This is a genomic window from Cognaticolwellia mytili, assembly GCF_002104475.1.
GTDB lineage: Bacteria > Pseudomonadota > Gammaproteobacteria > Enterobacterales > Alteromonadaceae > Cognaticolwellia > Cognaticolwellia mytili.
The window spans coordinates 660,251-673,638 of sequence record NZ_NBOF01000002.1 but is presented as its reverse complement, the minus strand read 5'-3'; the positions used below and the strand labels follow the sequence as shown (position 1 = coordinate 673,638).

Sequence of the window (13,388 nt, the reverse complement as noted above, 5' to 3'; positions counted from 1 at the left end):
ATAGAAAAAGGAACTTAATAGTTCCTTTTTACTATTACCTTTTAAAGTTTATATTTTAGGCCAAGCTTGTTGCCATGCAGGTGTCAATTGTTCTATTAGGGTCTTGGCTTCATCGGTATTAAATTCTTTACCCGTTAGTGGGGCTTGGCAATATTGATGGTTTTTATTGTTCAAGGTAAAAGCTAAGGCAAATGCGTGTAAATATCCTCGGTCTGACTCAATGCAACTGTTATATAAAGGGTCACCCAAAATTGGTACGCCTATGCTGTTTAGCGCTACGCGAATTTGGTGAGTTTTTCCCGAATGAGGCTTGATTAGATATAGTCGCCTTTTTGGCGCAATATTATAAGATTGAAACTGGCTGATGGCTGGGGTTTTCATAGTCCGCACCAGCTTCCACATACCTCGACGACTTTTCTCCATATCACCTTTAATCAGACCTTGTTTCTTTTTGGGTTTGCCATCAGCAATGGCAAGATAGAATTTCTGGACTTGATGTTGCTCAAATAATAATTGAAATGTTCTGGCAGTGCTAATATTCTTAGCAAATATCATCAGCCCTGAAGTCATTTTATCTAATCGATGTACAGGAAATATTTCCGCTGTATCTAATTGGTCAGCAGCGAATTTTTTCACTTGCGAGTAAAAACCTGAGCCAAGGGTATCTTCATCATGAAAATTAATATTTGCGGGTTTGTCGACCACAAGAAAATCATCTTGGTGGTCGATAATATTGATAGCTATATTGCTCACTTAGAAACTAAGTCCAATGGCAATATAAGCCATTATGGTAAGGGCTGCTCCAACTAAAGCATAGGGCAGCTGTGTTTTCACATGTTCGAAATGATCACAACCACTGGCAATTGATGCAACAACAGTTGTATCAGAAATAGGTGAAGCATGATCACCAAAAATACCGCCACCGAGTACTGCTGCTACTAAAAATTCAATAGGTAAGCCACTTTGCTGTGCAATCGGCACTGCAATAGGAATTAATACGGCAAATGTACTCCATGAAGAACCCGTAGCAAATGCCATAATAGCCGCAGCAATAAATAAAATCGGCGCCACTAAAAATAGCGGTACATCGACGTTAATCAATTGACTAACATACGTGCCTGTACCCAGTGCTTTTATTGCATCACCAAATGCAAAAGATAACACCAGTATTGCAACAACAGGAGACATGGTTTTAATACCTGCTATGGTTACTTTGAAAATATGTTTTAGTGACATAAGTTTGTAGTTGAGGATTAATGCTACCAACAATAGTAAAGCACTAACAACGGACCAAAACACGGAGAAAGCACCAGAGCCACGACGAATATCACCATCGCCTGTAAACCAGAGTAGAATGAAAGTGCCAAGCAGTAATGTTAACATTGGCAACCACATAATGCGTGCTGGTGCGACATGTTTAACAATTGCTTTTTCATCGATATTTACCAAAGATTCGGCATATTTCATTGGCCCAAAAACTTTGCCACTAAAAGCAGTATAGTAAGCCATAACTACGGCAATAATCGCGTAAAAGTTATAGCCGATAGTACCAATTAAAATACCTACCGGATCATCAAAAGAATAACCATCAAGTAAGCCTAGTACATAAGCTCCCCAACCATTCACTAGGAATAAAATACTGACAGGTGCACAAGTAGAGTCAACTAAATAAGCAAGGCGTGCTCGACTGAGTTTGTGCTGGTCAAATAGTTTTTGACTTGCCATACCCGCAGTAAACATACTTAGGTTAGTATCAGTAAATATAGTAGTACCGATAACTGTTGGTAATATGCTTGCTTGACGACTATTTTTAACTAAATTTAGTGAAGCTAAATGATTAATGAAACCATTTACTGCACCTGATTGATTCATTAAGGTAACTAAAGCGCCAATTAATAAACTAAAGCTAATAATATAGACATTACCTAGTGATAAAAATACACCGCTAATACCAAAGAACGTATTGGTAAAACCTGCTATTGGGTTGCCGTTAACTACCATTAAATGACATAGCATTACGCCACATAAAAGTGCGAATAAGGCATTTTTACGCCAAATTGCAATGATGATAGCAACAAGAGGTGGAAGTAAACTAAAAACGCTGTCTTGCATCGTAAACCTTTATTATTATGTTCTGCTCACTTTACCGTATGCTAAAACAATAAGAAACTGTATTTAACTGCGTTTGAGAGTCATGATTAATGAAAACTAAAGAAATATTTCTTGATTTAGTCGGGTCAATATTTTTGCCACAGAGATTATAATATGAAAAATAACGTACCATATTGCTTGGGTGACAGTAGTTTTGCGTAGGCTAACTTATTTTGACACGTTTGCTTATACTTTATTTGTTTGACCTAGTGCAAAATTACATAATAATAAATCACTGTAGACATTGAAATTCTACCTTTCACCCTTAAATAGTTCTTACTTACTGGCGTAAAGCATCAGGAATAATTTTGACTTTATCATTAAACGAATATATCGCGGCTTTTAGTCATGAAAAGCATCTAGCATCTTTAAGCCAAATTGGTCGAGGTATAGAGCGTGAAGCATTGCGAGTACTGCCGCAAGGTCGATTATCCGAACGCCCGCATAGCGAAAAGTTAGGTTCGGCATTAACCCATCCTAATATAACTACTGACTACTCAGAAACCTTATTGGAGTTTATTACGCCAGTGAGTTATGCACCGGAAACGGCAATTGCACAACTTGAAGATGTGCAAAAGTTTACTTTGAGTCAACTTAATGGTGAAGTTTTATGGCCAATGAGCATGCCGTGTTTTGTCGAAGATGACGATAAAATTCCATTAGCTCAATATGGAAAATCTAATATTGGAACCATGAAAACGGTTTATCGCCAAGGTTTGAAGAATCGTTATGGCAGTATGATGCAGGTAATTTCAGGTATCCATTTTAATTTTTCATTTCCAACTAGCTTTTGGCAATCACTGCAAACAGTTGAAAATAATAACGCCCCACTTGATGAGTACATTTCTGACAAATATTTTTCCTTATTAAGAAACTACAAGCGCTTTTGTTGGTTAATCCCTTATTTGTACGGCAGTTCACCTGCGATTTGTGGTTCATTCCTACAAAATAAAGTCACAAGTTTACCCTTTAAGAAAACTGAAAAAGGCTATATGTACCTAGAGCACGCGACATCTTTACGGATGAGCGATTTAGGCTATACCAATAGCGAACAGTCATCTTTGCAAATTTGTTATAATAATTTATCAGGCTATCTAGACGGGGTCAGTAATGCGATAAACTTGCCGTCGAAAAAATTTGCTGAGATAGGTCTTAAGGTTGCTGGTAAGTATCAACAGCTGAATAGTAATGTTTTGCAAATTGAAAATGAATTATATGCCCCTATTCGTCCAAAATGTGTTGCCAAATCAAATGAAAAGCCCTCTGAAGCATTAAGGAATAGAGGTGTTGAATACATTGAGGTTCGGGCTTTAGATGTTAACCCATTTTCAGCAACAGGTATTAGTGTTGAACAAATTCGCTTCTTAGATGTTTTTCTTACCTTTTGTTTGTTTGAAACTAGTCCAGAATTAAGTTGTACTGAACAAGTGTCTTGCGAAAAAAATATGGATGCCGTGGTTGTACAAGGCCGCGATCCTAAGCTGTTAATAAGCGACAATGGCACTGATAAATCTATTCCTGAATGGGGTAATGAAATTTTTGCGAAATTAACTGATATAGCGACATTGCTAGATCAAGCTAATAATAGTGATTCATACCGTCAAGCACTAGCGACAGAAGCTGAAAAGGTTAATAACCCTGAATTAACACCGTCAGCACAAATATTAGCGAAAGTAGTTAAAGATAATCAGTCACTAACCCAGATAGCGTTGAAAAGTGCTGCTGAGTATAGAGCGCAGCTACTCGCCAATGACTATCAAGAGTATAATGCGCAGTACTTTGCTGATACTGTTGCGGAGTCATTAGCTAAGCAAAGTGAAATTGAAATGGCTGATACGACAGACTTTGATACCTTTCTAACCAATTATTTCTCTAAATTTAGTGGCATTGAATAGTTACTGGACAGCATTAGACAAAAAAAAGCGCGTTAGGGCAACGCGCTACAAATAATAAGAAAGCCGTCCAGGGAGGTTGTGCTTTCAAGTAATTTGACCACGCAATTACTTAATAGTTCATTTTTGTTCGTTTGATTTTTAATTTTCTTATCTAAATAATAAAATACTTTTTAAACAATAAATTAAGTCTCCTAATTTGATAGCTTTTCTACTGATCTTAAACACCTGTTACTAAGTTTAGTAAATTTAAGGCAAAAAAAAGCACATTTATTATTAAATAAATGTGCGGTATAACATAAAACACTAATAGGGGAATAACTCTCTCGTAAAGTAAGAGCAGTGAAACTCAATATAGTTCCCAAACATTAAAATTAATTTATTATTTTTATCGAGTCTCCATATCTTAGTAATTGAATGATGCCAATTAGTGCTACATTTTCTAGCCTATATTCCGATAAGTGTAAAAAATATCGACATTTCCCTGAAAGTCTTTAAATATTCTGGCATGATATTATTACTAAAAACTAACTCCTTGTGTTCATGACATTTTATAAAACACTTATCATTTCTATACTCGCTTGTTTAACATTATCAAGTTGTGCGACAAATCCGCCAAAAAATCCAGAAAACCTATGTGAAATATTTAGGGAGCATCGAGGTTGGTACTTTGCGGCTAAAGGTGCCAAAGAACGTTGGGGTGTACCTATTCATGTGCCGATGAGTATGATGTATCAGGAAAGTTCATTTAAAGCCGATGCATTACCTCCAAGAGATTATCTATTGGGGTTTATTCCTTGGGGCAGAGTTAGTTCCGCTTATGGCTATTCGCAGGCTAAAACGATGACTTGGGATGACTATATTCGAGAAACAGATAATTCTGGTGCTGATCGTGATGATTTTGAAGACGCAATTGACTTTATGGGTTGGTTTATTTTTAAAACTCAAAAAATTAATAAAGTTTCAAAGTGGGATGCCTATAGTCAGTATTTAAATTACCACGAAGGTTGGGGGGGCTTTAAGCATAAAAGCTATAAAAAGAAAGCTTGGCTAGTGAAAGTTGCCCGTAAAGTTGATAACCGTGCTAAGCGTTACGGTAGCCAATTGAAAAGCTGCGAAGATGAATTGAACCACGGTTGGTTATGGCGTTTGTTCTTTGGTGATTAATAACTATTTAGCGTTAGGTACTCTGTCTCTAACGCTAACTTCTACACATACTGTTAGGCGCATCTCAATATAAGTTCTTCTCTTCTTTGCATGATCATTCTCTAATGATTAATAAGTATTCACAGCATAGTTCTTGCCATATGATCAAAGTGTAGCGGTATTTTTTAATAATTCTAGCGGTGATAAGGGCTAGAAAATAGTCAATAATTAATTATAAAAAAACTTCAAATATTTGCTAAAAATTGTTTGCAAAACACAAAGCCTATTATGGATAGGGCTTGCATTTGTTATCCACAGAAATTGTGGAAAGTTGATCCTTAGATCTAAACCTGTGTATAACTTTGTTATTAACTTTCAATGATTAATGTTCTATCCACAAAATGATGAATAAAAAGGCTAAGTTGTTAATTCAATAGCTGAATATCAGCCAAAGAATATTTAGTTATTCATGTGTTGTTGATCGCTAAAATCATTCTTAAAAAGTGGCTAGAACTTAGTTAAACCTAGCTTATAATTTTGTGTTTGAATTACTCGAAGAGATCTTAACGTTTTTTAATGGTCGTTAAGGATCTCATAGCACATGTCATAAGTTATTGATCAATTTTAACTTAGGTAAATTCTCATGAACAAGGCGTTTAAGTGTGCCCAATAACGCGTTATTGGCAACTTGAACAACACAGAAATAGGCTTTAATAGCGCTGCTGTAGCATTTTTCTTATCCAGAGTTCAGGTTAAGTAGATCAATGCAGGAGAAATTGTCGAACATTAGCTCGCTATAGAGATTAAAAGTAACACTATTATTGATGATTAATACCATCTCAAAATGATTTTTTATTTCAATTGTTATTAATCAGTCTGGTGCTTTTTAAGTCAAATTTAGCTTTTTCATACCATAGATATAATAGTGCCCTGGACTGAAAAACCATAGATTTACTCGAATATATAGTATTCATTGTTCAGAAGTTTATTTATTAAAAAAGCACCGAAGAATTACTTCTTTCAGTGCTCTTTATACATATAGCCAAATTCCACGTTAGAGGGGCTAAGTACTAGTTTTCTGGTTCATCACCGTCATAAAAATCTGGCAGGATCCGAACTGTTTTGATCATATTGTCTTTTACTTCAATGATCTCAAGTGGGTAGCCAGAAATACGGACACTTAAATTTGCCTCCGGAATGTCTTCTAAATACTCTAATATCAGACCATTAATGGTTTTAGGACCGTCAGTTGGGAATTTCCAAGTCATTTCTTTATTAACATCACGAACTGTGGCGCTGCCGTCAACAAGGTAACTGCCATCGGGTTGAATACTGATTTCATCGCTGGTTGCTGGGGTCATTGTCGTGGTGAAGTCACCTACAATTTCTTCAAGAATATCTTCGAGTGTTACTAAACCTTGAATATCGCCGTACTCATCGACAACGAGTCCTAAGCGTTCTTTGGCTCGCTGGAACTTTAATAGCTGAACGTTTAATGCTGTGCCTTCAGGGATAAAATAAAGCTCACGCACCGCGCGTAATAGTGTCGCTTTAGTAAATTGTTTTTTGGATACCAATCGCAAAGCATCGCGCATATGAAAATAACCAACAACATCATCAATATTATCTCGATATAAAAGTACTCGTGTGTGGTTAGATTGAGTTAGCTGTTTCTGAATGCGCTTCCAATCATCATTGATATCGATACCGACTAATTCGTTACGCGGGATCATGATGTCTTCAACAGTGACTTTCTCAAGATCTAAAATGCCAACTAACATATCTTGATCGCGCGATTCGAGCATAGCACCAGATTCATTTACTACGGTGCGTAGTTCTTCAGAGCTTAAGCTATGTTGCTCTCGTTGTTCAGAGCTAATCCCTAGCAATGCTAGAATACCATTGGTGATCCAATTAACCGCAATCACTATCGGTAACAATAGTTTTAATAACAGCGTCAATACTATTGAGCTTGGGAAGGCTACTTTTTCTGGGTATAAAGCCGCTAATGTTTTTGGGGTGATTTCAGCGAAAATTAATATTATTAAGGTCAATAACAAGCCAGCATAAAATACTCCCGCATCGCCATATAGGCGTTGCGCTATTATCCCAGTGATCAAAGTGGCAAAAATATTAACCAGGTTATTGCCAATTAAGATCAAACCAATAAGTTTATCGGGCTTGGCAAGTAATTTACTGACACGTTTAGCACCACGGTGGCTTTGTTTTTCTAAGTGTTTTAATCGGTAACGATTAATAGACATCATGCCGGTTTCAGAACCGGAGAAGTAAGCAGATATGAATATAAGTATGCCAAGAATGACAAATAGCATATCTGTTGAGATGTTATCCAAAAAGGGTGATCCTAGTTTAGTTGTTTATAAGTCGTCAAATGACGACAATTAACAATAATAAAAGTAACTTATACCTTAAAAGCTATAATAAGAGAAACTCTTTCACAAATCGGCTGCCAAAATAGGCTAAAGTTAAAATAAATGTCGCAACTACTGTTAAGAATAATACGCGTTGACCACGCCAACCTTGCTTGAAATGTCCCCATAAAGTAGTGAAGTATATAGCGCAAGCGATAAGAGATAATATCGTTTTATGCGCATTTTCTTTTGAAATCATACCTTCAAGAAATATAAAACCGACAATTTGGCTTACAAGTAAGCAGACACTTCCTAAAAATAAAATAGTGAACAGTTGTCGTTCAACCTGCATCAAAGGTGGGAGCTGGCTTACTGCTTGTAAGTTTTTACTTTTTAATTTCATATTAATATAAGCGACTTGAAAGGCATATAAGGTCGCAATAACTAATATACAGTAGGCGATTAGCGCTAAAGTAATGTGACTTAACATCGCTAATTTATCGGCTACAATTTCCATACCGCCCATAGGAGAGATAAATATCATACCTAATTGCCATAATCCGGCAAAGCCATAAATTACCGGCAGCAATAAGTTTACTTTAAAGCGTAATGCCACGGTTGATATCACCAAAGTAATAACTAAACTCACCAAGGAAACCACATTCGGTAATGAAAAGTTTAGACTATGATCAGCAAACAAAAACTGGGTGCTGCCTAACGTATGAAAAATGATCGCTAGGCAGGCAAAAATTAAGGTGATGACTAAATTAGGCCCTTTAGGGTGAAATAGTCGAGATAATATTGATAATGTAGCAATGCTATAACATACAAAGGCAGTAAATGAACTGATACTTGAAAATTCCACAAAGAGCTCCGAAAAAATTAAAAACTGTCCATACATTAACTAACATAGCTAGCTATTGCAGCGATTCTAGCAGAATAAAAGCTAGATCCCATAACTATGATTATTCTATATAAAACGTTTACGTAAAGGCTTTATTGATAAAAAAACTAAAAGCCCAGTACATGTTAAACCAAACCAATAAGGTAGTAATTCATGGCTGTGTTGCATTTGTTGGCTAATATCTATCATAAAATAGTTAAGTCCCCAGTCTAGCAACAAGCCAAAGGTAATTGCTGAAATAGCGATACCAAGTAAATACTTAACTAAAACATCAGTACCCATTTCATTTTTGATAACACCCAAAGTAGATATATTTGTCGCAGGGCCTGCCATCATGAACACTAATGCTGTGCCTGGTGATATGCCCGCTAGAATAAAGCCTGCAGCAATAGGCGTTGAAGCGGTAGCGCAAATATACATTGGAATTGACATGGCAATCATTACTAACATTGCCGCTAAACCACTGCCATAACTGAGGAGGAATGAAGCGGGCACAAATGTGCGTACAATGGTGGCAAACAGTAAACCAATAAGTAACCAGCGAATTAAATCATCGATTAATTGCGTCGCGCTATAACGAATGCCGATCAGCGTTTTCTCTATAACTGTGTCGCTTTTTTTCTCTACTTTACTGGCACAACATGAGCTGTCACTTTCCCCAGGCAGACTGACTTTTTTCGCCTTAACATTTTCGCTTGCACAGCAGCTGGTTGTTTTAGTTTCATTTGCAGGTGATTTTTCTTCAACTTTCGATGTTGCGACTAACATGCCGGTAAAAATTGCCGATAATATCGCGGTTATTGGCCGATAAATAGCTAACAGTGGTCCAAGTAAAGCGTAGGAAACAGAAACAGAATCAACACCAGTTTCTGGGGTGGCTACTAAAAATGCAGAAGTTGCAGGTGCTGAGGCACCTGAACGTCGTAATTCGGTAGCAACTGGAATAACGCCACATGAACATAAAGGTAGTGGCGCCCCAATTAAGGCTGCTTTAATAATGGCTCTCTTACCGTGACCTAAATGACGACTTAAAATTTTACTTGGTACCCAGGCTTTCATTAATCCTGCAATCAATAGCCCCAATATCAGCCAAGGGCTAGCTTCAGCACTGAGCTGTAATAGGTTATCAAAAAATAAAATGAAGGTACTCACACTTATTTCCAAAAAAAGTGACGTAATTAACAACAGTTTACCATAGTTTTTTTTCCGAATATTGATCTGAATTCAAGCTTTTTTGCTTTCCTTACTATTGTTTTATTAAATAATGTCATTATCTTAAATCTACAACTTCTACTTTCGCTAATTATTTGTACGGGTATAATAGAGTCAATTATTTGCGCTTAGCCATTATTAGAGTCATCCATGTTTGAAAATCTTTCCGATCGTTTAACGAAAACGCTAAAAAATATTAGTGGCCGTGGCCGCCTAACTGAAGACAATATAAAGGATACTTTACGTGAAGTACGCATGGCATTGTTAGAAGCTGATGTTGCTTTACCTGTTATTCGTGAATTTATTGCTAAAGTTAAAGAAAGTGCTGTTGGCCAAGATGTCTCGAAAAGTTTAACGCCAGGGCAAGTGTTCGTAAAAATAGTTCAAAAAGAACTAGAAGCGGCGATGGGTGATGTAAATGAAGCGCTTGATTTAAAAGCAGCGCCACCAGCTGTAGTTTTAATGGCGGGTTTGCAAGGTGCAGGTAAAACCACCTCAGTGGCAAAATTGGCTAAGTTTTTAACTGAACGCGAGAAGAAAAAAGTACTAGTCGTCAGTGCTGATGTTTATCGCCCAGCTGCTATTAAACAGCTTGAAACGTTAGCAGAAGAAATTAATGTTGGCTTTTTTCCAAGTGACATTAAGCAAAAGCCAATTGATATTGCTAATGCAGCGATTGATCATGCTAAGAAAAACTTCTTTGATGTGTTAATTGTTGATACTGCCGGTCGCTTGCATATCGACGGCGACATGATGGCTGAAATTCAAGACTTACACAAAGCCATCAACCCAATTGAAACCTTATTTACTGTCGATGCCATGACAGGTCAAGATGCTGCTAACACCGCAAAAGCATTTAATGACGCTCTACCATTAACGGGTGTTATTTTAACGAAAACTGATGGTGACGCTCGCGGTGGTGCAGCGTTATCTATTCGTCATATTACTGGCAAACCTATTAAGTTTATGGGTGTTGGTGAAAAAATTGAAGCACTAGAGCCTTTTCATCCGGACCGTATTGCCTCACGCATTTTAGGTATGGGTGATGTACTTTCTTTAATTGAAGAAGTAGAGCAAAAAGTTGACCGTAAGCAAGCTGAAAAGTTAGCTAAAAAAGTCAAAAGTGGTAAAGGCTTTGACTTAGAAGATTTTCGTGACCAGTTAGTGCAAATGAAAAGCATGGGCGGCATGATGGGCTTAATGGATAAGTTACCAGGCATGGGTAACATGTCTGAACAAGTTAAAGGCCAAATGGATGACAAGCTTACCGTGCGTATGGAAGCGATGATCAATTCAATGACACCAGCAGAGCGTAAACGTCCTGATATGATTAAAGGTTCACGTAAACGTCGAATTGCAGCCGGCTCAGGTACACAAATTCAAGATGTGAATAAGTTATTGAAGCAATTTACTCAAATGCAGAAAATGATGAAGAAAATGTCTGGTAAGGGCGGCATGCAGAAAATGATGCGCTCAATGAAAGGCATGATGCCTCCTGGTGGCATGGGCGGTGGCGGAATGGGCGGCGGCGGAATGTTCGGTCGCTAAACTATTTCGTTAGAAAAATTATTAGTATAAAAAAGCAGCTTTAGCTGCTTTTTTTAATCATATCCCAATGGTTATTATTGTGAACTAAAGCACCGTTTTATCGCGTTGATATTATTTTTACTTAATATTCTATCGCCGAGTGCTGTTAGCATTGAACCTAATACCACCATGCCACCGCCAATATAGGCCAGTAAATTCAAATGTTGAGCTTGGTAGAGTTGTGGCCAATAATATTCGGCAATAGTGGCAAATAATACCGTTAATAATGGCGTTACTGCCAAAGTTGCACTAACTTGCGATGTTGGTAAATATTCAAGTGACTTGGCAAAAGTACCATAGGCAATTAAGGTGTTAGCACAACAAAAAATGAGTAACAGCAAGGCATTTAAGTCTAATGAGGCAATTTGATTCGGGCTGGCTAAAGGTAAGAAGAATACGGCGCTTAGCAAATAAATACACCACATTACTTGGTTTGAACTGTAATAACGCAACATCTTTTTTTGCATAATGGCATAAGCTGCCCAAGTAATTGCGGCTGCTAACATGACAAAAAAGCCGACAATGAAGGTGTCATTATCGATAACGGTATTAGCCAAGAATTGTTGATTAAAAAACATTAATAGACCGCTAACTAAAACTAATGAGCCTACCATCTGGCCTTTACTGAAACTTTCCTTAATAAAGATAACACTGCCAATAATCATCAAAAATGGCGCCATTTGAATTAACATTTGTGCTGTTTCTGCGGGGACGAAATATAATGCACTAAGATAAAGAATATAATTTAGGCTTAAAAAAATTGCCGCAAAGAATAATCGTTTGATGATTTTAGGCTGCTTTAAAATTGTGACCGGAAATTTTCTTTTGGCTGATAGTAATAGAGCTACGAAAAAAGCGGCAAAGGCAAAACGATACCAAGTAATGGTGTAGGCATCCATTAAGGTTAATACTGACTTCAATGCTAATGGCAATAGTCCCCACATGATTGCGGTAGTTAATGCCAACATTAAACCTTTTGCACTGCTGTTTGCCAATTGGGTCATTTTAAATCCGGCTCTTATTCTAGATGATATATAGATAGCTAATGTCGGCTTATTTGCGACACTATTTGAAAGCGCGGGAGTATATAGGTGATTTCAGCGTGAGGATATTAAAAAAATGAGTGAATAAGCATTTATTTGCTTAAACAGCTTTCAGCTCATTAAAAGTATCAATATTGAACATTTTATTGCAACTAGAACTATTAAGGTTGATTTGTTGCTCAAAAAGCGTAGAATACGCGAGCTTTTCTGTCGCTTGTAGACAGGAAATGTCTGGAAAATTCGTTTTAACACTAACATTATATAGAGGACGATATGGTTACCATTCGTTTAGCTCGTGGCGGCGCAAAGAAGCGTCCATTCTATCAGGTTGTTGTTGCAGATAGCCGTAACTCTCGCGATGGTCGTTTCATCGAGAAAGTAGGTTTCTTCAACCCAACAGCTCAAGGTCAAGCAGAAGCATTACGTTTAGACCTAGACCGTATCAACCATTGGGTTGGTCAGGGTGCAACAGTATCTGATCGTGTGGCCAAGTTAGTAAAAGATGCTCAAAAAGCAGCTTAATTAACCTGGTAGGTTTTAGGAGTTATTTGTGGAAGTTATTGGTAAAGAAGTCACCTTAGGTAAAGTAGGCGCAGTTTACGGTATCAAAGGTTGGTTGAAGATTCATTCATTCACAGATGATCAAGAAGCCATACTCGACTATTTCCCTTGGTCGCTAAAATTAGGGAATAATATACAATCAGTAGAAATTACCGATTGGCGTAAACATAACAATGGTCTTGTTGTTAAAGTTGCCGGTATTGATGATCGTGATATAGCCCAAAAGCTTGTTGGATCAGAAATATTTGTCAGCGAAGATGTGTTAGCAGATTTACCTGAAGGTGAATTTTATTGGCGCGATCTATTAGGCATGACCGTAGTTACTGACAAAGGTTACAACCTAGGTCAGGTTTCCGATATCATGGAAACTGGCGCTAACGACGTACTGGTTGTTAAAGCTAATTTAAAAGATGGTTTTGGTAAAAAAGAAAGGTTAATCCCTTACTTAATGGACCAAGTTATTCTTTCAGTTAGCGCTGAAAATAAACAAATTTGTGTTGACTGGGACCCAGGTTTCTAA

General features: G+C 37.3%; 11 protein-coding genes. 5 read left to right on the top strand and 6 right to left on the bottom strand.

What is annotated here, in order from left to right; all coding sequences use genetic code 11:
- Window positions 1-48: 48 nt before the first annotated feature.
- Both B7C41_RS07835 and B7C41_RS07830 read right to left on the bottom strand, forming a co-directional pair.
- Window positions 49-753, bottom strand: a complete 705-nt coding sequence (locus tag B7C41_RS07835) for a TIGR01621 family pseudouridine synthase (protein WP_235839647.1) — start codon at window positions 751-753, stop codon at window positions 49-51.
- Window positions 754-2,112 carry a Na+/H+ antiporter NhaC family protein gene (locus B7C41_RS07830; RefSeq protein WP_085298234.1) on the bottom strand — a complete coding sequence of 453 codons (1,359 nt, stop codon included), beginning with the start codon at window positions 2,110-2,112 and terminating at the stop codon, window positions 754-756. It abuts the gene before it with no gap.
- 347 nt (window positions 2,113-2,459) lie between these two features.
- Between B7C41_RS07830 and gshA the strand changes: the two genes are divergently transcribed.
- Both gshA and B7C41_RS07820 read left to right on the top strand, forming a co-directional pair.
- The gene (gshA, locus tag B7C41_RS07825) at window positions 2,460-4,046 is read left to right on the top strand and encodes a glutamate--cysteine ligase (protein WP_085298233.1); all 1,587 of its coding nucleotides are present in this window, start codon (window positions 2,460-2,462) and stop codon (window positions 4,044-4,046) included.
- Between the two features lie 540 nt (window positions 4,047-4,586).
- The gene (locus B7C41_RS07820; RefSeq protein ID WP_085298232.1) at window positions 4,587-5,210 is read left to right on the top strand and encodes a transglycosylase SLT domain-containing protein; all 624 of its coding nucleotides are present in this window, start codon (window positions 4,587-4,589) and stop codon (window positions 5,208-5,210) included.
- A gap of 1,049 nt (window positions 5,211-6,259) precedes the next feature.
- Here the strand turns inward: B7C41_RS07820 and B7C41_RS07815 are convergent.
- From B7C41_RS07815 to B7C41_RS07805, 3 genes are all read right to left on the bottom strand, one after another.
- Window positions 6,260-7,543 carry an HlyC/CorC family transporter gene (locus tag B7C41_RS07815; protein WP_085298231.1) on the bottom strand — a complete coding sequence of 428 codons (1,284 nt, stop codon included), beginning with the start codon at window positions 7,541-7,543 and terminating at the stop codon, window positions 6,260-6,262.
- Window positions 7,544-7,625: 82 nt separating this feature from the next.
- Window positions 7,626-8,426 carry a cytochrome C assembly family protein gene (locus B7C41_RS07810; RefSeq protein WP_085298686.1) on the bottom strand — a complete coding sequence of 267 codons (801 nt, stop codon included), beginning with the start codon at window positions 8,424-8,426 and terminating at the stop codon, window positions 7,626-7,628.
- A gap of 105 nt (window positions 8,427-8,531) precedes the next feature.
- Complete coding sequence (locus B7C41_RS07805; protein ID WP_235839646.1) at window positions 8,532-9,617, bottom strand: SO_0444 family Cu/Zn efflux transporter; 1,086 nt, start codon at window positions 9,615-9,617, stop codon at window positions 8,532-8,534.
- A 210-nt stretch (window positions 9,618-9,827) separates the two neighbouring features.
- Here B7C41_RS07805 and ffh point away from each other — a divergent pair, with 210 nt between their 5' ends.
- Window positions 9,828-11,225 carry a signal recognition particle protein gene (gene ffh, locus B7C41_RS07800; protein WP_085298230.1) on the top strand — a complete coding sequence of 466 codons (1,398 nt, stop codon included), beginning with the start codon at window positions 9,828-9,830 and terminating at the stop codon, window positions 11,223-11,225.
- A 74-nt stretch (window positions 11,226-11,299) separates the two neighbouring features.
- Here the strand turns inward: ffh and B7C41_RS07795 are convergent, their stop codons facing one another.
- Window positions 11,300-12,268 (bottom strand): DMT family transporter, encoded by a 969-nt coding sequence (locus tag B7C41_RS07795; protein WP_085298229.1) that lies wholly within the window; start codon window positions 12,266-12,268, stop codon window positions 11,300-11,302.
- Window positions 12,269-12,580: 312 nt separating this feature from the next.
- On the opposite strand from B7C41_RS07795, the gene rpsP reads away from it, so the two are divergent.
- Together rpsP and rimM are read left to right on the top strand one after the other, a co-directional pair.
- Window positions 12,581-12,829 carry a 30S ribosomal protein S16 gene (rpsP, locus tag B7C41_RS07790; RefSeq protein WP_085298228.1) on the top strand — a complete coding sequence of 83 codons (249 nt, stop codon included), beginning with the start codon at window positions 12,581-12,583 and terminating at the stop codon, window positions 12,827-12,829.
- Window positions 12,830-12,857: 28 nt separating this feature from the next.
- Window positions 12,858-13,388, top strand: a complete 531-nt coding sequence (gene rimM, locus B7C41_RS07785; RefSeq protein ID WP_407919551.1) for a ribosome maturation factor RimM — start codon at window positions 12,858-12,860, stop codon at window positions 13,386-13,388.

Bases quoted from the DNA above. Each gene is read 5' to 3' on its own strand.
- ffh (WP_085298230.1), top strand. From the start codon at position 9,828: ATGTTTGAAAATCTTTCCGATCGTTTAACGAAAACGCTAAAAAATATT.
- rpsP (WP_085298228.1), top strand. From the start codon at position 12,581: ATGGTTACCATTCGTTTAGCTCGTGGCGGCGCAAAGAAGCGTCCATTC.
- B7C41_RS07830 (WP_085298234.1), bottom strand. From the start codon at position 2,112: ATGCAAGACAGCGTTTTTAGTTTACTTCCACCTCTTGTTGCTATCATC.
- B7C41_RS07795 (WP_085298229.1), bottom strand. From the start codon at position 12,268: ATGACCCAATTGGCAAACAGCAGTGCAAAAGGTTTAATGTTGGCATTA.
- B7C41_RS07820 (WP_085298232.1), top strand. From the start codon at position 4,587: ATGACATTTTATAAAACACTTATCATTTCTATACTCGCTTGTTTAACA.